19 protein-coding genes are annotated in these 22,351 nt (G+C 64.4%); 2 read left to right on the top strand and 17 right to left on the bottom strand.

The window, feature by feature from the left end:
* A partial coding sequence (locus MESS2_RS21960; RefSeq protein WP_209436124.1) for an N-formylglutamate amidohydrolase occupies nt 1–549 on the bottom strand: 549 nt, incomplete at its 3' end.
* 15 nt (nt 550–564) lie between these two features.
* A complete protein-coding gene (locus MESS2_RS21965) occupies nt 565–1,974 on the bottom strand; it encodes an aldehyde dehydrogenase family protein (RefSeq protein WP_008876655.1) in 1,410 nt (469 codons plus the stop codon).
* On the opposite strand from MESS2_RS21965, the gene MESS2_RS32425 reads away from it, so the two are divergent.
* Both MESS2_RS32425 and MESS2_RS21970 read left to right on the top strand, forming a co-directional pair.
* Entirely contained in the window at nt 1,973–2,140 is a 168-nt protein-coding gene (locus MESS2_RS32425) for a hypothetical protein (RefSeq protein ID WP_008876656.1), read from the top strand. The two genes, MESS2_RS21965 and MESS2_RS32425, sit on opposite strands and share 2 nt — an antisense overlap.
* Nucleotides 2,127–2,885, top strand: a complete 759-nt coding sequence (locus MESS2_RS21970) for an SDR family NAD(P)-dependent oxidoreductase (RefSeq protein WP_008876657.1) — start codon at nt 2,127–2,129, stop codon at nt 2,883–2,885. Before MESS2_RS32425 ends, MESS2_RS21970 begins: the two co-directional genes overlap by 14 nt.
* A gap of 30 nt (nt 2,886–2,915) precedes the next feature.
* Here MESS2_RS21970 and MESS2_RS21975 read toward each other — a convergent pair whose 3' ends face one another.
* The 15 genes from MESS2_RS21975 to mraY all read right to left on the bottom strand — a co-directional run bounded on the left by MESS2_RS21975 (nt 2,916) and on the right by mraY (nt 22,331).
* The gene (locus MESS2_RS21975; protein ID WP_040593735.1) at nt 2,916–3,608 is read right to left on the bottom strand and encodes a DUF2461 domain-containing protein; all 693 of its coding nucleotides are present in this window, start codon (nt 3,606–3,608) and stop codon (nt 2,916–2,918) included.
* On the bottom strand, nt 3,608–5,812 hold the full coding sequence (ligA, locus tag MESS2_RS21980) for an NAD-dependent DNA ligase LigA (RefSeq protein WP_008876659.1): 2,205 nt from the start codon (nt 5,810–5,812) through the stop codon (nt 3,608–3,610). Before ligA ends, MESS2_RS21975 begins: the two co-directional genes overlap by 1 nt.
* Nucleotides 5,813–5,962: 150 nt before the next feature.
* Nucleotides 5,963–7,636 carry a DNA repair protein RecN gene (gene recN / locus MESS2_RS21985; protein WP_008876660.1) on the bottom strand — a complete coding sequence of 558 codons (1,674 nt, stop codon included), beginning with the start codon at nt 7,634–7,636 and terminating at the stop codon, nt 5,963–5,965.
* A gap of 13 nt (nt 7,637–7,649) precedes the next feature.
* A complete protein-coding gene (locus tag MESS2_RS21990) occupies nt 7,650–8,519 on the bottom strand; it encodes an outer membrane protein assembly factor BamD (RefSeq protein WP_008876661.1) in 870 nt (289 codons plus the stop codon).
* Nucleotides 8,520–8,780: 261 nt separating this feature from the next.
* Nucleotides 8,781–9,728, bottom strand: a complete 948-nt coding sequence (lpxC, locus tag MESS2_RS21995; protein ID WP_008876662.1) for a UDP-3-O-acyl-N-acetylglucosamine deacetylase — start codon at nt 9,726–9,728, stop codon at nt 8,781–8,783.
* Nucleotides 9,729–10,004: 276 nt separating this feature from the next.
* Nucleotides 10,005–11,645 (bottom strand): cell division protein FtsZ, encoded by a 1,641-nt coding sequence (gene ftsZ / locus MESS2_RS22000; RefSeq protein ID WP_008876663.1) that lies wholly within the window; start codon nt 11,643–11,645, stop codon nt 10,005–10,007.
* Between the two features lie 66 nt (nt 11,646–11,711).
* The gene (gene ftsA / locus MESS2_RS22005; protein WP_008876664.1) at nt 11,712–13,019 is read right to left on the bottom strand and encodes a cell division protein FtsA; all 1,308 of its coding nucleotides are present in this window, start codon (nt 13,017–13,019) and stop codon (nt 11,712–11,714) included.
* Complete coding sequence (locus MESS2_RS22010) at nt 13,016–13,957, bottom strand: cell division protein FtsQ/DivIB (RefSeq protein ID WP_008876665.1); 942 nt, start codon at nt 13,955–13,957, stop codon at nt 13,016–13,018. Before MESS2_RS22010 ends, ftsA begins: the two co-directional genes overlap by 4 nt.
* Nucleotides 13,945–14,871, bottom strand: coding sequence for a D-alanine--D-alanine ligase (locus tag MESS2_RS22015; protein WP_008876666.1), 927 nt, complete (start codon nt 14,869–14,871; stop codon nt 13,945–13,947). Before MESS2_RS22015 ends, MESS2_RS22010 begins: the two co-directional genes overlap by 13 nt.
* Nucleotides 14,872–15,194: 323 nt before the next feature.
* On the bottom strand, nt 15,195–16,160 hold the full coding sequence (murB, locus tag MESS2_RS22020; protein ID WP_008876667.1) for a UDP-N-acetylmuramate dehydrogenase: 966 nt from the start codon (nt 16,158–16,160) through the stop codon (nt 15,195–15,197).
* Nucleotides 16,157–17,563, bottom strand: coding sequence for a UDP-N-acetylmuramate--L-alanine ligase (gene murC / locus MESS2_RS22025; RefSeq protein ID WP_008876668.1), 1,407 nt, complete (start codon nt 17,561–17,563; stop codon nt 16,157–16,159). Before murC ends, murB begins: the two co-directional genes overlap by 4 nt.
* Complete coding sequence (gene murG, locus MESS2_RS22030) at nt 17,563–18,687, bottom strand: undecaprenyldiphospho-muramoylpentapeptide beta-N-acetylglucosaminyltransferase (protein ID WP_008876669.1); 1,125 nt, start codon at nt 18,685–18,687, stop codon at nt 17,563–17,565. Before murG ends, murC begins: the two co-directional genes overlap by 1 nt.
* Before the next feature lies 1 nt (nt 18,688).
* Entirely contained in the window at nt 18,689–19,840 is a 1,152-nt protein-coding gene (gene ftsW / locus MESS2_RS22035) for a putative lipid II flippase FtsW (protein ID WP_008876670.1), read from the bottom strand.
* Nucleotides 19,840–21,240 carry a UDP-N-acetylmuramoyl-L-alanine--D-glutamate ligase gene (murD, locus tag MESS2_RS22040; RefSeq protein ID WP_008876671.1) on the bottom strand — a complete coding sequence of 467 codons (1,401 nt, stop codon included), beginning with the start codon at nt 21,238–21,240 and terminating at the stop codon, nt 19,840–19,842. The genes ftsW and murD overlap by 1 nt, the downstream gene beginning before the upstream one ends.
* Before the next feature lie 8 nt (nt 21,241–21,248).
* Nucleotides 21,249–22,331, bottom strand: a complete 1,083-nt coding sequence (gene mraY, locus MESS2_RS22045; protein ID WP_008876672.1) for a phospho-N-acetylmuramoyl-pentapeptide-transferase — start codon at nt 22,329–22,331, stop codon at nt 21,249–21,251.
* Nucleotides 22,332–22,351 lie beyond the last annotated feature (20 nt).

Consider the following 22,351-nt stretch of genomic DNA (forward strand, 5'->3'; position numbering starts at 1 on the left):
CACCGACGTGACGAAGGGCGACGGCTCGCGCCACAGCACGCCGATATCGACGGCGCGCCTGATGCCACCCATCACCGGGGTGAAGGAGTGTATCGAGACGAGCGCCTGCCGGCCCGCCGCGGTCTCGGTGATCGCCTGTTCGATCGGCGCCCAGGCGATGCGCTTGCGCAGCCTGGCGTCCGCCGCATCGACCGCGAGATTGCCGGGCACCGGAATGCCGCCAAGATCCGGGCGCATGAAATCCCACTCAGCCGCCGGGCGGTTGTAGTCGAGGAACAGCCGCGAATAATGCGTAACCACGGCCGGCGTCCGCAATGTCCGCGAGAGCTGGCGCGTCAAGGCGTCGATGCCGATATCGACGGCGAAATGCGTGCCGAGATAGGGCGCCGCCAGGCCAAGATCACGCCATGGCGCCGGTACGAGATTGCCGGCGTGCTCGGCGATCAGCAGATAGGGGCTCGCCGCGTCGGGCGACAGCCGCTCGACACTGGCTGCGGCCAGCCTCTCGACGGTCGCATCGTCAAGCCCTGCAAGGCCCCCAGCGTTCACCGGACGACCTCCAGTTCAACCGATGACGGAGCGGATGTGATAGGCCTTCGCCGCCGTTGCTTCTGTCAGGCCCGCACGGCCATTGGTGCGGCCGAGGCCTGAATTCTTGACCCCGCCCCAGGGCAGATGCAGATCGGCGTGGTCGCAGCGGTTGAGATAGACGGTGCCGGCCTCGACCTCGTCGAGCAGCGCCACGCCGCGATCGATGTCCTGCGTCCAGATCGAGGCGCTCAGGCCGAAATCGCTGTCGTTCATCAACCGAAGCGCCTCGTCGTCGCTGCTGACGGGCTGGATACAGGCCACCGGCCCGAACAGCTCGTAGCGCATGATCTGCATGCCGTGATCGACCCCGACCAGGACTTCCGGAGCCACGTAAGCAGCGCCAAGCCCCTCGGCCACTAGGGCGCCGTCCTGCGGCATCAGCCGCCGCGCCCCTGCCCGCACCGCCCTTTCGGTGAGATCGCGAATCGTGTCGGCGGCGCTCGCCCGCACCACTGGGCCGACCATCGGCTTCTCGCCGATCGGATGTCCGATGGTCCATTTCGCCGTCTCGACGACAAGGGCGTCGACGAAGCGGTCATGGATCGCCCGGTCGACATAGATGCGCTCCACCGAACAGCAGGACTGGCCGGCATTGGAGTATGTGCCTTCGGCGATCTGCGGTATCGCCGCCTCGAGGTCGGCATCGGCGCGCACATAGGTCGGATCCTTGCCGCCGAGCTCGAGATGCACTTGCGTGAACGTGCCGGCGGCGGCGGCATGGACGCGCCGCCCGCCATTGACCGAACCGATGAAGTTCACCGCATTGAAGGTGCCGGACGCGATCAGTCGCTCCGCATCGGCATGGTCGAGATGCAAGCTTTGGAACACGCCTTCGGGCCCGCCGGCGGCGCGGAAAGCCTCCTCGGCCACCTCCGCGATCAGAGGTGTCTGCGGCGAATGCTTGAAGATCACGACATTGCCGGCCGCAAGCGGCGACGTCACCAGATAGCCCAGCATGGCGGTCGGGTAGTTCCAGGCACAGATCGACAGATGAAGGCCGCCCGCCACCGGCCGGGCATAGCGGCGGATGGTCTCGTCGGAGGGATAAGGCACGTCCGCCAGCGTTTGCGGAGCAATGTCGGAAAGCAGCTGTCCGATCAGCGCCAAGCGCGGCGTCTCGTCGGCCTGCCACAGCGGTCGGCCTATCTGCCATGCGACCATCTCGGCAAGCGGGGCGGCCCGAGCTTTCATCTCTTCGCCGAAGCGCTGCAGGATCGCCAGCCGCTCGGCCACCGGCATCCGCCGCCAGGAGGGCAATGCCGCCCGGGCCCGCGTCAGCGCGGCCTCGATTGCCGTGCCGTCGGCATAGAAGCGCGTCGCATAGGTCGAACCGTCGACGGGAGAGGTCACGGAGAAGGTCCGCGCGCCGGGATGCAAATTCATGGTTGTGAAATCCGTTCGAACTGGGAAGTCATCAGGGTACGATATCGCGATTTTCCATTTTGGCAAATTTTTTCTAATACGGCTTGATGGAATTTTTATCCGCCCCTATTGTCCGGCGATCGCGCGTGGCGAAGCAGATGAGGGGCAGACAGATGATCGTTTATGATTTCACCGGCAGGCACGCGGTTGTCGCTGGCGCCGGTGGCGGCATGGGCGAAGCGATCACGCTCGCGCTGCTCGAAGCGGGAGCATCCGTTACCGCTATCGACGTGAAGGCTCGTCCAGCGTCCCTCGCCTCCTATGACGACAGGCTCACTTTCGCACAGGGCGATCTCACCGACGCCGCCTTTGTCGAACAGGTCGTCGGCACGGCGGGCCGCGAGCGCGGCGGCATCGACTATCTCGCCAATGTCGCCGGCGTGCTCTGGTTCGGTCGCGACAAATCGGCTCTCGACATGGATCTCGACGTCTGGGACCAGGTCTTCAACATCAACCTGAAGTCCTTCGTGCACACGGCACGATCGGTCGTTCCCTACATGCGCTCCGGCGGACGCGGCGGGGCCATGGTCCATTTCTCGACCATCCAGTGGTATCGTGGCGACGCGAACCCGCAGGATGCCTACCAGGCATCGAAGGCTGGCGTCTGCGCGCTCTCCAAATCGCTAGCCATGCAGCTTGCCGGCGACCGCATCCGGTCCAACGCCATCTGTCCGGGCATGGCGCTGACGCCGCTGCAGGCACGCTGGGACACCGAGGAAAAGCGCTCGGCGGTCGCCAGTTACGCGCCGCTCGGCCGGATCGGCACGCCGCAGGACATGGCCAACGCAGCACTTTTCCTGCTCTCCGACGAAGCAAGCTACATCACCGGAATCGAACTTCCCGTCGATGGCGGTCTTTTGATGCGGATGTAACCGCGATAGCCGCATCCGCGGCCAGAGAACCTAACCCGCCGAAACCTTGCCCTGGATCGCCCTGCCCCAGTCGAGCAGCGGCCTGGCGCGCACCGTGAAATCGACGAGTTCGTCGACCAGGGCCGGCGTGTGGATTGCGGCCGGATCGATCGTCTGCCGGACGGCGAAATGCCGGTTGCGGACAGCTTGGGCGAGATCGGCTTCCGTGACATGCTCGAAGCCGCGTGGCGCGCGCTTCATGCATCCTTCCGTGTCGAGGTCGAGCCCGGCTTTCTTCAGTTTCCCGATCAGGCCGCGGAATTCCGCCGGTTTCGTCGCGATCGCCTTTCGCATGGCCTGCAGCAGCTCCGGACCGGGCTGCCACCAGGCAACGCCGGCAAAGCAACGGTCGAGCCCGATGTAAACGAAGAACACGCCCTGCTCCATTTTGCTGCCGTCCGGCGACAGGATAGCCGACAGATGGCTGTTGTAGGGCCGCTTGTCCTTGGCAAAGCGCACGTCGCGGTTGATGCGGAACAGTGACCTCTTGCGATCGCCCCGCAAGCCCAGTCCCGCCGCTGCGAAGCGTTGGGAAAGCGTTTCGACCAGATCCCCGAACGGCTCATAGAGTTCCCGCTCGTAGAGGTCTCGGTTCTCCTGAAACCACTCCCGGCTCTGGTGGAAATCGAGCGCCTTGAGAAATGGAATGGCCTTCTGGCCGAAACCCTCGAACGTGCCGGCCATCACGCCTTGCCGATCCGCACGAGCCAGGCGTCCTCGTCGATCACCTCGATACCGAGTTCGGTGGCGAGCTTGAGCTTGGACCCGGCGCCCGGTCCGGCAACCACCAGATCGGTCTTGGCGGAAACCGAGCCCGCGACCTTGGCGCCGAGACGTTCCGCCATCGCCTTGGCTTCCGGACGTGTCATCTTTTCCAGCGTGCCGGTGAACACGATCGTCTTGCCGGCGACCTCGCTGTCGGCGGAGACGTCCACGATGTACGGCTTCGGGTGGACCTGCGCGAGCAGCGCATCGAGCACGTCGTCATTCCGTTCATTGCCGAAGAAATCGCGAAGCGCGCCGATCACCGTGTCGCCAATGCCGTTGATCGATGGGAAGACAATGTGCGGATCGGCCGCCTTTGCCGTCTCCTTGCCGACGCGGATCAGCTCCTCGATGGTCGAGAAGGTCCGGGCAAGCACGGCCGCCGTCGTTTCGCCGATATGGCGGATGCCCAGCGCGAAGATGAAACGGTCCAGTTCGGGTTCCCGGCGAGAGTCGATGGCTGCGAAGAGCTTGTCGAGGCCTTCATAATTGCGTTCCTCGACACTGCGCACATTCTTGCGCGTCTTGCCCGATGCGGCCTCGCGCTGCCTGGCCTGCTCCTCGCGCCGCTCGGCCAGCGCCTTGGTCACCGCCGGACGGCGATCCCTGAGCGTGAAGATATCGGCGGCTGTCTTGATCAAACCCGCATTGAAGAACAGGTCGATGTTTTCGGCGCCGAGCCCCTCGATATCCAGGGCGCCGCGCGACACGAAGTGGCGCAAGCCTTCCACGGCCTGCGCGGGACAGATCAGTTCGCCGGTGCAACGCCGGCGGGAATCTTCCTTGCCGGTCTTCTCGTTGATCTCGCGCGTCGCGGGCGAACCGCAGATCGGGCAAGAGTGCGGAAATTCGTACGGCACTGCATCGGCCGGCCGCTTGTCGATGACGACGCTGACGATCTGCGGAATGACGTCCCCTGCCCGCTGGATCACCACCGTGTCGCCGATGCGTACATCGATGCCGTCGCGGATCGGCTGGCCGGTGCTGTCCAGGCCCTTGATGTAGTCTTCATTGTGAAGCGTGACGTTTTCGACCACCACGCCGCCGACCGTGACGGGCGCCAGCCGTGCAACAGGCGCCAGCGTGCCGGTGCGGCCAACCTGGATGTCGATCCTCTGCACGGTCGTCATCGCCTGTTCGGCCGGAAATTTATGGGCGACGGCCCAGCGCGGTTCGCCGGTGACGAAACCCCATCGGCGCTGCAGCTCCAACTGGTCGACCTTGTAGACGACGCCGTCGATGTCGTAGCCCAGCGATGAGCGCTGCTCCTCGATCAGGTGGTAGTGCGCGACCAGTTCCTCGACGGACTTGGCCCGCACCATCAGCGGGCTGATCTTGAACCCCCACTCCGCGAACTTTTGCACTGAACCGTATTGAGTCGGAGCGGGATCCGACGTCGTGTAGCCCCAGGCATAGGCGAAGAATTTGAGGTTGCGGCTGGCGGTGACCGACGGATCCTTCTGGCGCAGCGACCCGGCCGCCGTATTGCGCGGATTGACGTAGTCCTGGCCGCCGGCCGCCGCCGACCGTTGCTTCAATGCCTCGAATTCCGCATAGGTCATGTAGACTTCGCCGCGTATCTCGATGACATCGGGCCAGCCTGAGCCTTTCAGGTGCTTGGGAATATCGGCGATCGTCCTGAGATTGGCGGTGATGTCCTCGCCGACAGCGCCGTCGCCACGTGTTGCGCCCTGGACGAACACGCCGCCTTCATAACGCAGCGAAGCCGACAGCCCGTCGATCTTCGGCTCGGCAGTGAAGGCGATGTCGAGATCCTTGTCGCGGTCGAAGAACCGCCGGCCGCGTTCGATGAAATCGGTGACGTCCTGGTCGGTATAGGCCTTGGCGAGGCTGAGCATCGGCACCGCGTGGCGCACCTTGGCAAAGCCTTCCGCCGGCGGCGAGCCGACCCGGCGCGATGGCGAATCCTCGCGCACCAGGCTGGGGAAGCGGTCTTCGATGGCGAGATTGCGCCGCGTCAGCGCGTCATATTCCGCGTCCGTGATTGTCGGCGCGTCCTCGGTATGGTAGCGCCGGTCGTGCTCGGCAATCTCCTCCGCCAGCCGCTTCAGCTCGCTGGCGGCTTCGCTTTCGCTCAGCGAATCGACTGGCTTTTCCGACATGCTTTTCTTCCCTGAACGTGGCGCGACACAATAGAACAGGATTCTCCCATGAGGGAGAGACCAGGCCCTCGAAAATCATTCCTGAACAGCGGGATGGAGCCATATCCTGCTCCGTCCGAAAGCCTGGATTTCGGAGATAGACCGCCGTTTCTATGCCGCGGCCGTATTCTCGCGCAACAGTCGCTCGGCCGCCGCGCGGGCTTCGTCGGTGATGGTCGCGCCGGCCAGCATGCGCGCGATCTCTTCCTGGCGCGCCGCTCGGTCCATCTCGGCGATGCCTGTTGCAACCCTGTCGGCGCCGCCGGACTTGGAGATCAGGAAATGCGTCGCCGCCCGCGCCGCGACTTGCGGCGCGTGCGTAACCGAAAGCACCTGCACGCGCTTCGACAGTCGCGCCAGCCTTTGGCCGATGGCGTCCGCCACGGCGCCGCCAACGCCGGTGTCGATCTCGTCGAAGACCAGGGTTGGCGCCGAGCCGCGGTCGGCCAGCGCCACTTTCAGCGCCAGCAGGAAGCGCGACAGCTCGCCGCCGGAAGCGACCTTCATCATTGGGCCGGGCCTGGTGCCGGGATTGGTGCGCACCCAGAATTCGACCTGGTCGATGCCTTCTTCCATGCGGTTTTCGGCCGCGCTCGTCATTTCGACGATGAATTCGGCCCGTTCGAGCTTCAGCGCCGGCAATTCGGCCATGACGGCCTTGGTCAGCCCCACGGCCGCCGCATGGCGAAGCGACGATAGCTGTGCGGCGGAAATGTCGTAGGCCTCGCGCGCGGCCGCGGCCTGCTTTTCCAACCCATGCAGACGCTCCTCGCCGGCATCGAGATCGGCAAGATCGGCCACCATCGTGTCGCGCAGCTGCGCCAGGTCGTCGACCGCCACGCTGTGCTTGCGCGAGGCGGCGCGCAGCGAAAACAGCCGCTCTTCCGCCTTTTCCAGCCGTTGCGGATCATACTCAGTGGCGCGAAGTGCGGCTTCGACGCCCGATTGCGCCGCGTCGAGCGACAGCATCGCCTCGTCAAGCGACTTGACCACATCGTCGAGCAAGCCCGGCGCTTCCGTTACCTTGCGCTGCAGACGCCGCAACAGGCTGGCGAGCTGCGGCAGGGGCGAGGATGGACCGGAAAGCACATCCTGCGCGTCATGGATTTCCGAGGCGATCTTTTCCGCCCGCATCATCGTGGCGCGCAATTCCGCCAGCTCGGTCTCTTCACCGGGCTGGGGATCGAGCTTCGTCAATTCGGCGACCGCGGCGCGCAGATAGTCGGCCTCGCGCGCCGCCGCCTCAACCTTGGCGCGGTGCTTGGCCAGGTCCTGCTCGCAGCTGCGCCAGTAGCGCCACGCCTCACCTGTCGCACGCACCGCGCCGAGATGGCCGCCAAAACTGTCCAGCAAGTCGCGATGCGCGCCAGGGTCGACCAGGGCGCGCTCGTCGTGCTGGCCGTGAATCTCGACCAGAGCGTGGCCGACATCGCGCATCAGCGTCACGCTGGAAGGCTGGTCGTTGACGAAGACGCGGGTGCGGCCGTCCGCCGTCTGCACGCGGCGCAGGATGACGTCGCCGTCATCCTCGATGGCGTTGTCGGCAAGCAGCGTTCGGGCAGGATGGTTGCGCGGCACGTCGAACACGGCAATCACCTGGCCTTGCGCCGCGCCATGGCGGACCAGCGAGGCATCGCCGCGGGCGCCGAGCGCCAGCGACAGTGCGTCGAGCAGGATGGATTTCCCGGCTCCGGTTTCGCCGGTCAGCACCGAAAGGCCGGACGAGAAGTCGATGTCCAGCTTCTCGATCAGAACGATATCGCGGATCGACAATCTGGAAAGCATCGCTACGCCTGCATCAGGCGCCGGTGATCAGCTTCCCGGCCTTGGATATCCACGACCCGGCATTCTCGCGCGGTTCGAGCCCACCACTCTGCAGGAGCTTGTAGGAATCCTTGTACCACTGGCTGTCGGGGTAGTTGGTGCCGAGCACGGCAGCGGCGGTCTGCGCTTCCGATGTCAGGCCCATCGCGTAGTAGCTTTCGGTCAGACGCGCGAGCGCTTCCTCGACATGGCGCGTATTGGAATAGTTTTCCACCACATTGCGGAACCGCTTGACGGACGCGATATATTCGCGCCGCTCGAGATAGTAGCGGCCGATCTGCATCTCCTTGCCGGCAAGCTGGTCGTTGGCGAAGCGGATCTTTTCCTTGGCGTCGTCGACATATTCCGAATCGGGCCAGCGCGTCACCAGATCCTGCATGGTCTGCACGGTCTGGCGCGCTTCCTTCTGGTCCTGGGTGACGTCCTTGATCTGCCGGTAGTAACTGAGCCCGATGATGTACTGGGCATAGGCGGCGTCCTCGGTCGATGGATAGAGGGTAAGATAGCGCTTGGCCGAACCGATCGCCTCGTCATAGCTCCCCTTGCGATAGTCGGCGAAGGCGCCCATCACCATCGATTTGCGGGCGAATTCCGAATAGGGGTGCTGGCGGTCGACCGCGTCGAACTTCTTGCTCGCCTCGTCCAGACGACCGGCGTTCAGATTGGCGAGTCCCTGATTGTAGAGAACGTCGGCCGGTTCGGTCTGCTCGACATAGGTCGACAGATCGACATCTTTCTCGGACGACATGCAGGCAGACAGGAAGAGCGATGGAACAACCACCGAAAGCGCCAGGAAAACAGCCCGTTGCGGCGCTTTCGATTGACCAACTCGCTTGAAGACCATGATTGGATTCCGCCCTTTCGGCGTTATTTTGATGCACTTCGCATGTCGTTGTCCCCAACCGGCACCCACTTTTGAGCGACATGCACCAGTCGTCGGCAGCAGCCATAAACCATAACCGCCTTGCCCGGCAACGCTATCGCCGGCCAATCGCACATTTTTGTGGCGGTTTGGCGTCGCCTGAACGCCTATGCCTTTTCAGCGACCTATGGTGCATTCATGCAACACAGGTCGACCCTCATAAGGCCTGAAAAACGTTAAAAATCAGATCATCCAAGGGGCGTAGACGGGCGCGTAGACAGCGCTCATCTCGGCCGCACGGCCACGCTCGCGGCGCGTCGTCTCGACGATCTCGAAGGCCGAACGGTCCGACAACAGGCGGCGCAACGCCGCCGCGTTCAGCCTGTGGCCGCCGCGATACGACCGGAAGCAGCCGATGAACCGGGCGCCGGCCAGCGCCAGATCGCCCATGGCGTCCAGCGTCTTGTGGCGGGCAAATTCGTTGGGAAAGCGCAGGCCTCCCATGTTGATCACGCGGTTGTCGTCGCCGATCACCAGCGAGTTCTCCAGCGACGAGCCAAGCGCGTAGCCGGCGGCCCACAGCCGCTCCACATCCTTCATGAAGCCAAAGGTGCGGGCCCGCGCGACGTCGCGACGAAAAATATCGGGGTTGATGTCGGACGCGAAGAGCTGACGGCCGATCGCCGGGCTTTCGAAATCGATCTCGATTTCGAAGCGCGTGCCGTCATAGGGCCTGAACTCCGCCCAGGACGCGCCGTTCTCGATACGAACCGGCTTGACCACTCTTATATACCGGCGCTTGACCGGCAGCGTGTCGATGCCGGCCTGGTCCACGGCCTCGACGAACGGCATGGCGCTGCCGTCGAGGATCGGAACCTCGTGACCGTCGATTTCGATGACGATGTTGTCGATGCCAAGGCCGAAGACAGTGGCCATCAGATGTTCGACGGTGGCAATATGCTCGCCTCCGGGGTCGCCGAGCATGGTGCAGAGATCGGTGGCGCCGACTTCGGCGACAAGCGCACGGAATTCGCGGCTCTCGCTTCCATTTGAAAGCTGGAACACCACGCCCGTGTCGGCATCCGCCGGCAGGAAATGAACGGTAACGGGTTTGCCGCTGTGAACGCCGGTACCCGTCAGCGTCGCACGCGATTTAAGTGTCGTCTGGTAGTCCTGCAAGACAAACCCCATAGCCCATGCTGCCCAAGTCCGCTCTGTCGGCCCAAAGGGCGCGGCACTTGATTGATCGGCAGGCAGGGCCACTTCCCCGAATCCCGGCAAACCGATGTTAGTCGCGGGAAGATAGTGATCCGGCAGGGAGACTCCAAATCACGGTTTCTTACTCTTTGTAACCACGGCCAGAAGTGAGTTGAGCGCCATAACGCTCTGTTTTACAAGGGCTTTTTAAGTTAACAGGCAAACGATCTCTTGCTTGCCTGTTAACAATTGTTACGGACTGTTAACAGGTCAGTTGGCCTGGCGGCGCAGGAATGCCGGAATCTCCAGCTGATCGTCTTCCTGCATGGTCCTGGCCTGCGGCGTCAGCCGGCCCTGATCGTCCAACTGGCCGCGGCGCGGCGCGTAAAGCTGCGGATCCTGGCTGGCAAGGCGACGCACCTCTGGGGCCGCCTGGCGCAGCTTCGGTTCACGCGGCAGTGCCGGCTGCAGCCGTGCGGGTTCCTCTTCGCGGCGGGTCAGACCGCTTGTCAGGCGCTTGATCAGCCCCATCGGCCCGCTGTTTTCATGATCGGCCGGACGGCTCTTGGCTTCCACCTCAGCCTTCACCACAGGCGGGAAATCCTCGACGCGCGGCATGCGCTGGGGTGCGGCGGCCACCGGCTGAAGCACTTCACGCTGCGGCATCGCCTGCTGGACCACCGGCTGCGGCTGGGCAGGCGGCGCCTGGAAGATCTTGCTCTGCGGGCGGAAGTCTTCCGCCTGGGCAACCGGTGCGGGACGCGCCATCGCCGCGGCGTTGGCCTCGGCAAGCTGGATCGCCTCGGCAACCGGGTCGGCCGCGCGTGGCTCATAGACGTTCTGGACAGGCGCCGGACGGCTTTCCGCGACCGGGACCGCCGGGCGGTTAACCGGCTTTGGCGGCGCCGCGCGGATGGCGATTGGCGCGGCGGCGATTTCAGCCGCCGATTTGTCGATGCCGGTGGCGACCACCGAGACGCGGATGACGCCTTCGAGATCCTCGTCGAACGTCGCGCCGAGGATGATGTTGGCGTCCTGGTCGACCTCCTCGCGGATGCGGGTAGCCGCCTCGTCGACTTCGAACAGGGTGAGGTCACGACCGCCGGTGATCGAGATCAGCAGACCTTTGGCGCCCTTCATCGAGGTCTCGTCGAGCAGCGGGTTGGCGATCGCGGCTTCGGCGGCGGCCATGGCGCGTCCCTCGCCCGAGGCCTCGCCCGTGCCCATCATTGCCTTGCCCATTTCGCGCATCACCGAGCGGACGTCGGCGAAGTCGAGATTGATCAGGCCTTCCTTGACCATCAGGTCGGTGATGCAGGCGACACCCGAATAGAGCACCTGGTCGGCCATGGCGAAGGCGTCGGCGAAGGTCGTCTTGTCATTGGCCAGCCGGAACAGGTTCTGGTTGGGGATGACGATCAGGGTGTCGACGCATTTCTGCAATTCCTCGATGCCGAAATCCGCCGTCTTCATGCGGCGCTGGCCTTCGAAATGGAACGGCTTGGTGACGACGCCCACCGTGAGGATGCCCTTTTCACGGGCAGCCCGCGCGACAACCGGAGCCGCTCCCGTGCCGGTGCCGCCGCCCATGCCGGCCGTGACGAAGCACATATGGGTGTTCGACAGATGATCGATGATCTCGTCGATGCATTCTTCCGCCGCCGCGCGGCCGACTTCCGGCTGCGATCCCGCGCCCAGACCTTCGGTCACATGCGCGCCGAGCTGGATCAACCGCTCCGCCTTGGACATGGTCAGCGCCTGTGCGTCGGTGTTGGCCACGACGAACTCGACACCGCGCAAGCCCGCGGTGATCATGTTGTTGACAGCATTGCCGCCGCCACCGCCGACACCGAACACGGTGATCCGCGGCTTGAGCTCGGTGATGTCCGGCTTTTGCAGATTGATGGTCATTGTCTCCGTCCTTTGCCTTTCACGCCGCTTCGCCGCCGCGGCCGCCTATGGGGCTGCCCCCGTCAATTAGAAACTGTCTCTCAACCACTGACTCATTCGATGCAGTTTTCCGCCCGTTCCGGTCATTCTCAGACCGGAAATGCCTTTCGCCGGATGGCTCTCGAAGCTCGCCATCTGCGGGTAGATCAAAAGCCCGACCGGCGTCGAGAAAGCCGGTCCCTTGGCCGCCTCCGGCAGGCCCGCCACGCCGAGCGGCCGGCCGATGCGCACATTGCGTCCGAGAATCCGGCGCGCCGCCTCCGGCAGGCCGGAAAGCTGGCTGGCGCCGCCTGTCAGCACCACGCGCTTGCCGACGGCATTGCCGTAGCCGGACTTGTTCAGCCGGTCGCGCAACAGTTCGAGCGTCTCGTCGATGCGCGCGCGGATGATGCGCGTCATCACCGAACGCGGTATCTGCAACGGCACCTCGCCTTCCTCGCCGATCGGCTGGATCGACACCAGGTCGCGGTCGTCGGCGCTGCCGGGCAGCGCGGAGCCATGCATCACCTTCAGCCTCTCGGCGGCGTCGAGCGAGGTCGACAGGCCCTTGGCCATGTCCAGCGTGACGTGGTTGCCGCCGATGGCGATGGCGTCGCCATGCACGAACTTGCCTTCCGAAAACACCGAGATCGTCGTCGTGCCGCCGCCCATGTCGATGCAGGCAGCGCCCATTTCGAGTTCGTCGTCGACCAGTGCGGCCAGCCCGCTGGCATAGGGCGTCGCCACCATGCGCTCGACCGACAGATGCGAGCGGTTGATGCAGAGCTCCAGGTTGCGCAACGGAGCAGCGTCGCCCGTCAGCACATGCATGTCGACGCCGAGCCGATCGCCGACCATGCCGCGCGGATCGCGCACCCCGCGCTCGCCGTCCAGCGAAAATCCGACGGGAAGCGAATGGATCACCTCCCGCTCGGCCCGGAGCGCCTGTTTGGCGCCGGCGGCAAGCACGCGCTTGATGTCGGCCTCGTCGGCCTCATGGCCGCCAAGGTTGATGGTGGCCGAGAATGTCTCGCTCTTCAGCCGGCCGGCCGTCATGTTGACGATCAGCGAATCCACCGTCAGGCCGGCCATGCGCTCGGCGGCGTCGACGGCAAGGCGGATGGCGTGCTCGGCCCTGTCGAGATCGATGACGACGCCCGATTTCACGCCTTGCGACTTCTGATGGCCGATGCCGATCACCTGGATGCGATGCGAGCGCCCGCGCAACAGCTTGCCGTCCTCGCGCGGCTTGAGCTTCGCCACCACGCAGCACACCTTGCTCGAGCCGACATCCAGCACCGTCATGGTGCCGGACCGGCGCGACGAGGCATCGCTGTTGCCGCCAAGCCAGCTCATATCTTCGTCTCCGGCTTGCGCTTCAGTATTTTAGGCTTTTCGTTGAGCGCGGCCTCGCGCTGCGTCGCCGCTTCCGGCGTCAGCTGGACGACGAGACGATCGGAAAGGCGCATGTCGACGGCGGCGATGTCGCGCGTCAAAAGCCCGTTCTCATAATCCATCCTGACCAGGTCGGCGATCGCCTGATCCTCGCCATCCTCGGGAAGCTTGACGGTGATGCCGTTTTCCAGCTTCAGGTCCCAGCGCCGTTCGCCGATGCGGATATAGCCTTTGATCCGCGCGGCAAGCTCCGGATATTTCTTGATCCTGGAGATGAAATCGGGCGCTTTGGCCGGCGCTCCGGCGCCGACGATCAGCGGCAGCAATGCCTGCTTGCCGCCGGAGAACGGCGCGATCACATTGCCGGACTTCTCGATGACGGAAAGCTCGCTGCCTTGCTGCCAGAGCGCGAAGGGCTCGCGCTCCTCGACGCGCACCTCCAGCGTGTGCGGATAGACCTTGCGCACCGCCGCGACCTCGATCCACGGCAGCGTGGCAATGCGCTCCCGCGCGGCCTCGGCGTCGAACCCGATCAGCGAAGTCCAGCCGTCAAGCTCCAGCCCCTCGAGAATATCGATCTCGGAGGTTTCGCGATTGCCGACCACCTTGATCTGGTCGACGGCAAAGCCGGTGCGGGCAGTGATGCTCTGGACGATGCTGTCGACATGTCCGCCGAGATAGGCGCCATAGGCGCCACTCGACGCCAGAAGCACCGCCGACAGGATTGCGGCGGAGAAAGGCGGCGCCTCAAAGTCACCCTCGCCCAGGCGCGCCAAAACGCGCACCGGCCGGCGAAGCAGGCGCGGCAATACGAAATGGTCGAACGACAACGGCATGCCGAACAGCGTCGGCCCGGCCGCGCCCCTCTCCTTGCCCTGTCCCCACCTCAACGCAAACACGAAGCGTCCTCCACCATCCAACTCAACAAATCGCCGAACGAGTGTCCCGCTTGCGCGGCGATTTCGGGCACCAAGGATGTCGGCGTCATGCCAGGCTGAGTGTTGATCTCGAGCCAGACAATTTCGCCGTTTTCGGAGTGACGATCGTCATAGCGGAAGTCCGACCGGGAAACGCCCCGGCAACCGACAGCTTGGTGAGCCTTGAGCGCCAGTGTCTGTATTTTTTGGTAAATATTCGGTGAAATTTTTGCCGGGCATTCGTGTTTTGATCCGCCCGCGACGTATTTTGAATCATAGTCGTAGAAGGAATGGCCGGTCGGTATGACCTCACAGACGCCGAGCGCGACATCGCCCATCACCGCGCAGGTCAGCTCGCGGCCGTGAATGTAGCGCTCCACCATGACGGTATCGCCATATTTCCAGTCGGACGAGCCGATGACCTGCGGCGGATGCGACTGACCCTCATGCACGATGACGACGCCGAAGCTCGACCCTTCGCTGACCGGCTTGACCACATAGGGCGGCTTCATCGGATGCTTGTTCTGGATGGCGAAGCGATCGGTCACCTTCGATTCCGCCACCGGAATGCCGGAAGCCTTGGCGATCTTCTTGGCCTGCTCCTTGTTCATGGCCAGCGCCGAAGCCAGCACGCCGGAATGTGTATAGGCGATCCCCAGATATTCAAGGATGCCCTGGATGGTGCCGTCCTCGCCGAATGGGCCATGCAGCGCATTGAAGGCGACGTCGGGCTTGAGTTCACCCAGCACCGATCCGACATCGCGCGAGACATCGACGCGAGTGACCCGGTAGCCTTCATTCTCGAGCGCATCGGCACACGCTTTCCCCGAGGACAGAGACACGGGCCGCTCGGACGAGAATCCCCCCAGCAGAACGGCCACATGCTTGCTTTTCATTTCCCGTCATCCCCTCTCACGGCGGGCCGGCAACTCTCGATCAGAGCGGTCCTTGCTCTCACGATTTCCGCGACCTTGAGTCCGAGTCTCCCGGCAGGTTGCCCCCCAGACGGAAAACGCGGGAACGCGTCGAACGACTCAAATCAGGAAACGCTTTCAGGCAGAGAATCAGAGAGTTGATTCACTGGCAAGTCCTTACGATTCCGAGAGATTCACTTTCCGTAAAAACGGCCATAAAAATTGCGTTGTGAGTCTTTGGCGCAACGGTCGCGCGGTGATTCACATCGTTTGAAGTTCAAGCATTACATGAACATCAGATCGCGCTAAAGCAATTGCCCGAGAAACTCCTGCACCGCATGCCCCGGCCGGAACTCGCCGACGCGCTTGATTTCCCATTGTAGCCGGATTCCTGAATTCTCGAGCACGCGCGTGCGCACCGTCTCGCCGAGATATTCGAGGTCGTAGCCGGTCGCGGTTCCGGTGTTGATCATGAAGTTGCAATGCATTGGCGACATCTGCGCGCCGCCGATCATCAGCCCCCGGCACCCCGCCTTGTCGATCTCCTTCCAGGCCGAGGTGCCTTCAGGATTCTTGAAGGTCGAGCCGCCGGTCTTTTCCCGGATCGGCTGCACTGTCTCGCGATGATGCTGGACGGCATCCATCGCCGCCTTGATCGTGGCCTTGTCTTCCAGCGCGCCTTCGAACAAGGCCGAGGTGAAGATCAGCCCGGAAGGTGCTGCCGAATGGCGATAGGCGTAGCCCATGTCGGCATTGCTCAGCGTATGCGCATTGCCTTTGCGGTCGAGCGCCCGCACCTCGACGACGCGCTCGCGCGTCTCGACGCCATTGGCGCCGGCGTTCATCCGCAGCGCCCCGCCGATGGCGCCTGGAATGCCGTGGTAGAAATGGAATCCGCCGATGCCCGCCTCGTAGGCCGCTGCGGCAAGGCGCTTGTCGGGCGTGGCGGCGCCCGCCTTGATCCTCGTCGGGCCGATCGTCTCGGCCTCGCCAAAACCCTTGGCCGAAAGCCGGATGACGAAGCCCGCCACGCCGCCATCACGCACCAGAAGGTTCGAGCCGACACCGACGATGGTCAGCGGGATCTCTTCGGGAACCGCCTTCAGGAACGCGGCGAGATCTTCCTCGTCCGCCGGCTGGAACAGCGCGTCGGCAAGCCCGCCGGCGCGGAACCAGGTGATCTTGTCCATCTCGGCATTGGGCGTGATGCGGCCGCGCAGGCCGGCAAGCCGGTCGCCAAGCTTGTCGATCAATGCCTGGCCGCGCATCATGACACGCTTCCGCCGAGTTCCCTGGGCAGCGCATAGGCCCATTGGGTGATGTTGCCGGCGCCGAGGAAGATGACGAAATCGCCTGGTTTGGCCAGATCGCGGATAACCGGCGCGATTGCCGCCGGGCCTTCGATGTAGCGGGCGTCGCGATGGCCGCCGGCGCGGATGCGCGACACCAGCGCATCCGATGTCACCCCGTCGATCGGCTCTTCGCCCGCCGCGTAGACCGGCGCCACCATCACGGTGTCGGCGTCGTTGAAGCAGGCGGAAAACTCGTTGAACAGATCATGCAGCCGGGTGTAGCGATGCGGCTGGGCAATGGCGATGACGCGGCCCTTGGTGGCGCTGCGCGCCGCCTTCAGCACCGCCGAGATCTCGACCGGATGGTGGCCGTAATCGTCGTAGACGTCGACGCCGTTCCACGAGCCGGTATGGGTGAAGCGGCGCTTGACGCCGGCGAAGGACGACAGGCCCTTCTTGATCGCCTCCGCGGAAAGGCCAAGCTCATGCGCCACGGCAATCGCCGCCGTCGCATTGGAGACGTTGTGGCGGCCAGGCATCGGCAGGCGCAGGTCTGATATCGTCGTCTGGCCGCGCGTCTTGCGGTCGCGGATCACCACGTCGAACTCCGAGGTCGCACCCGCCATGCGGTGGTTGGTGAAGCGCACATCGGCCTGCGCATTCTCGCCATAGGTGATGACGCGCCGGTCCTCGATGCGGCCGACCAGCGCCTGCACTTCCGGATGGTCGGTGCACATCACGCCGAAGCCGTAGAACGGCACGTTCTCGACGAACTGGCGGAACGCCTCGCGCACATTGTCGAACGAGCCGTAATGGTCGAGATGCTCGGGATCGATGTTGGTGACGACGGCGATGTCGGCCGGCAGCTTCAGGAAGGTGCCGTCGCTCTCGTCGGCCTCGACCACCATCCATTCGCCATCGCCCATGCGGGCGTTGGTGCCATACGCATTGATGATGCCGCCGTTGATGACGGTCGGATCGAGCCCGCCTGCTTCGAGCAGCGTCGCCACCATCGAGGTCGTGGTCGTCTTGCCATGCGTGCCGCCGATCGCCACCGCCTGGCGGAAGCGCATCAATTCGGCCAGCATTTCCGCGCGCCGCACGATGGGCAGCAGCTTTTCGCGCGCGGCCTTCAGTTCCGGATTGGATTTCTTGATCGCGGTCGAGACGACGATCACCTCGGCGTCGCCGATATTGTCGGCCTGATGGCCGACGAAGCATTCGATGCCCTTGTCGCGCAGCCGGTGCACATTGGCGCTGTCGGCCTGGTCTGACCCCTGCACCTTATAGCCGAGATTGTGCAGCACCTCGGCGATGCCGCTCATGCCGATACCGCCAATGCCGATGAAATGCACAAGGCCGATCGTCTGCGGCATCTTCATCAATGCGTCTCCTTCCTGAATTCCGAAACGGTTTTCCTCGACGCAATAGCCTCTGTCAGATCGGCGAGCAACCGCGCCGCATCCGGTTTTCCGGCCGATTTCGCCGCCGCCGCCATCGTGGCGAGCCGCTCCGGATCGTCTATCAGCCCACCGACCAGTGCGGCGATGCGTTCGGGCGAGAGCGAGGATTGCGCATGTACCTCCGCACCTCCTGCCGCGGCAAGGGCCGCGGCGTTGGCCGCCTGGTCGTGGTCGAGCGCATGCGGATAGGGCACCAGCAGCGCCGGGCGGCCGACCACTGCGATTTCCGACACGGTCGACGCGCCGGATCGCGACATCACCAGATGCGCCGCAGCCATACGCGCCGCCATGTCGGTGAAGAACGGCGACACCTCGGCCTCTATGCCAAGAGCGGCATAGGCAGCCTTCACCTTCTCCACATCCTCGGCGCGTGCCTGCTGCGTGATACCAAGCCGCTTGCGCTGTGCGTCGGAAAGCAGCGCGATCGCCGGCGGCACCGCATCGGAAAAGAACTGTGCGCCCTGGCTGCCGCCGAACACCAGGAACCGGAACGGCTGCTTGCCTGTGGACGCGCTGTAGGGCGTCCTTGCCGCCTCCAGCACTTGCGGCCTGACCGGATTGCCTGTCGTCACCGTCTTGACGCCCGCCGCACTGGCATCCTGTGGCAGGAACCCGCCGGCGATGGCGTCGACGCGGCCTGCCAGCGCCCGGTTGGCGCGCCCCATCACCGCGTTCTGCTCGTGGATCAGCGTCGGCACCTTGCGCCGCGTCGCCGCATAGAGCGGCGGCAGCGTCGGATAACCGCCGAAGCCGACGACCACGGCGGGCTTGATCCGGCCGATCACGGCGGAGGCCTGGCGCACCCCGCGCCAGATCTTCCAGAAGGCGGCAAGCACGGCGAAAGGACTTTTCGAACCCATCGTCGCCGACTGGATCGGATGGATGCTGGCCGCCGGGAACTGGCCGGCAAAACGCTCGGCACGATCATCGGTTGCCAGATGCACCGTCCAGCCGCGCCGGTTCAGTTCATGCGCCAGCGCCTCGGCCGGGAACAGATGCCCGCCGGTGCCGCCTGCCGTCAGAAGAATGACCCCCTTCGCCATTTCATTCCGCCGGCATGGCGCGCGCCGCCGGTGCAAAGCCCATCTGCTTGCGCCGTTCCGGCCGTTTGCGCGTCAGCGCCAGCACCATGCCCATGGAAATGGCGATGGCGATCTGCGAGGAGCCGCCATAGGAGATGAACGGCAGGGTCATGCCCTTGGCCGGCATCAGCTGCAGATTGACGGCCATGTTGATGACCGACTGCAGGCCGAAGACGGTGACCAGGCCGCCAACCGCATAGCGCGTGAAATCATCCTGCTCCTTCAGCGCCGTGTTGAGGCCGCGCAACACGATGAAGGCGAAGATGGACATGATGAAGAAGCACATGATCAGCCCGAATTCCTCGCCGGCGACCGAAAAGACGAAGTCGGCGTGGCTGTCCGGTATCAAACGCTTGACGGTGCCCTCGCCCGGCCCGACGCCGAACCATCCGCCATTGATCAGCGCCTCGCGGCCCATGTCGACCTGGAACGTGTCGCCCTCGCCGGTCATGAAGCGGTCGATGCGGCCGGCGACGTGCGGGAACACCGTATAGGCGGCGAACACGCCGCCAATGCCGGCCGCGCCCAGCGCGATGATCCACAGCCATGGCAATCCGGCCATGAAGAACATCACCCCCCAGGTGCCGAGCACCAGCATGGTCTGGCCGAAATCCGGCTGCGCCACCAACAGCGAGATGACAAGGGCCAGCAGCAGCATGGCGAACAGATTGCCTGGAATGTCGGGCTGGCGCTTGTGCTCGGCAAACAGCCAGGCGCAGATGATGACGAAGGCCGGCTTCAGGAATTCCGATGGCTGGATCGACAGGCCGGCAAGCGACACCCAGCGCCGCGCGCCCTTCACCTCGACGCCGATGTAAAGCACCGCCACCATCAGGACCAGCGTGATGCACAGCATGACCAGCGCCATGCGCCTGATCTGCCGCGATTCAAGGAAGGAGACCGCCAGCATCACGCCAAGCGCTGGAATGGTGAAGATGATCTGCCGTGTGGCGAAGTGGAAGCTGCCGAGGCCGATGCGCTCGGCCACCGCCGGGCTGGCCGCGAAGGACAGCACGATGCCAAGCCCCATCAGCGACAGGAACGCTGCCAGGAACCAGCGATCGACCGTCCACCACCAGGTGGCGACCGGGCTTTTGTCGAGACGGCTTTGCATTATCGTGTCCCTCCGATGGGCTTGACGCCATCAACAGCGTTCGCGGCTTGCCGGAAGGCTTCGCCGCGAACTTCGAAATTCTTGAACTGGTCGAAACTGGCGCAGGCCGGCGAAAGCAGCACCACTGCCTCGCCGCCGTCATCCCCGGCCGCGTCCCTGGCGGCATGTTCGACCGCCGCGGCAAGCGTGCCCGATATCTCGTAGGGCACCGCCTCCCCCAGCGTCGCCGAAAAGGCGGGCGCGGCCTCGCCGATCAGATAGGCCTTGGCGACGCGCGGGAAGAAGCCGCGCAACGGCTCGATGCCGCCTTCCTTGGCCAATCCGCCGGCGATCCAGTAGATGCGGTTGAAGCTCGACAAAGCGGGTGCCGCCGCGTCGGCATTGGTCGCCTTGGAATCGTTGATGAACAGCACATGGCCCTTGCGGCCGACCTGCTCCATGCGGTGCGCCAGGCCGGGGAAGCTTTCCAGGCCCGACTGGATCTCACCAAGCTCCAGCCCGACCTTGAGGCAGGCGGCGACGGCGGCCAGCGCGTTCTGCGCATTGTGCTGGCCGCGCAGCGAGCCGACGCCTTCGAGAAAGGCAACGCGGCTGAAGCGTCCATGCACGGCCTCCATCAGATCGGTGCCGCTGGCGAAATAGCCGTCGGTCAGCGGCAGGCGCTTGGAAATGCGGATGACGTGCCGCCCCGCCCGCTCCAGCCGGTCGGCGATCTGGGCGCACCAGGAATCGTCGATGCCGACGATCGCCACCTCGCTGCCCGCCACCAGCCGCTCCTTGATCGCGGCGTAGCGCTGCATGGTGCCGTGACGGTCGAGATGATCGGGCGTCAGATTGAGCAGGATGCCGGCGGTCGGATTGATCGAGGGCGCCAGGTCGATCTGATAGGACGAACATTCCACGACATAATGCCGCGCCGGCTCCGGCGGATCGAGCGTCATCACCGCGCGGCCGATATTGCCGCCCATCTGGGTGTCGCGTCCGGCCGATTTCAGGATATGCGCCGTCAGCGCCGTGGTCGTCGATTTGCCGTTGGTGCCGGTGATGGCGATGAAGGGCGCTGCCGGCGACAGCAAGGTCCGCTCGCGGCAGAAAAGCTCGATGTCGCCGATGATCTCGACGCCCGAGCCGCGCGCCAGCTCCACGCTCCAATGCGGCTTCGGATGCGTCAGCGGCACGCCGGGCGACAGCACGAAAGCCGAGAATTTCGCCCAGTCGGCGCCGCGCAGGTCGCCGGTCGCAATGCCGACGGCGCCCGCCTTGGCGACGCTGTCGGGATTGTCGTCCCAGGCCAGCACGTCCGCCCCGCCCTCGATCAGCGCGCGCGCCGTGGCGATCCCCGAGCCGCCGAGCCCGAAGAGCGAAACGCGTTTGCCGGCGAAGGCTGCTGCGGGGATCAAGCGGCCTCCTATCTGAGCTTCAGGGTCGACAGGCCGACCAATGCCAGGATGACGGCGATGATCCAGAAGCGGATCACCACCTGGCTCTCGGTCCAGCCGAGCTTTTCGAAGTGATGATGGATCGGCGCCATCAGGAACACGCGCTTGCCGGTCATCTTGAAATAGCCGACCTGGATGATGACCGACAGGATCTCCACCACGAACAGCCCGCCGACGATGACCAGCACGATCTCATGCTTGGTGGCGACCGCGACCGTGCCGATCAGGCCGCCCAGCGCCAGCGAGCCGGTATCGCCCATGAAGATCGCCGCCGGCGGTGCGTTGAACCACAGGAAGCCGAGGCCGGCGCCGATGACCGCGCCGAGAACCACCGCCAGTTCGCCGGTGCCGGGCACGAAATGGATCTGCAGATATTCGGCGAACACCGCGTTGCCGGAGAGGTAGGCGATGACGCCGAAGGACGCCGCCGCGATCATGATCGGTACGATCGCCAGGCCGTCGAGACCATCGGTCAGGTTGACAGCATTGCCGGCGCCAACAATGACGAAGCAGGAGAACGGGATGAAGAACCAGCCGAGATTGACGAGAAATTCCTTGGCGAAGGGAAAAGTCAGCGACGACGAGAACGGCGCCTGGCCGTTGTGCATGATCACCCAGGCGGCAATGCCGGCGATGACGAATTCGAGCCCGAGCCGCGCCTTGCCGGAAAAGCCGAGATGCGATTGCTTGGTCACCTTGAGATAGTCGTCATAAAAGCCGATCGAGCCGAAACCGAGCGTCACCAGCAGCACCACCCAGACATAGATGCTGGAAAGGTTGGCCCACAGAAGCGAGGAGCCGACGATGCCGCACAGGATCATCAGTCCGCCCATCGTCGGCGTGCCGGCCTTCTTGAAATGCGTCTGCGGCCCGTCGGCGCGGATCGGCTGGCCCTTGCCTTGCCTGAGCCGCAGCGAATTGATGATGGCCGGTCCGAAGATGAAGACGATCAACGCGGCGGTGATCAGCGCCCCGCCGGTGCGGAAGGTTATGTAGCGAAAGACGTTGAAGACCGAGATCTTGTCCGCGAAATCGACGAGCAGTGTAAGCATGCGTTCCCCCGGGAGTTGAC

The sequence above is a fragment of the Mesorhizobium metallidurans STM 2683 genome, from assembly GCF_000350085.1.
Classification (GTDB): Bacteria; Pseudomonadota; Alphaproteobacteria; order Rhizobiales; family Rhizobiaceae; genus Mesorhizobium; species Mesorhizobium metallidurans.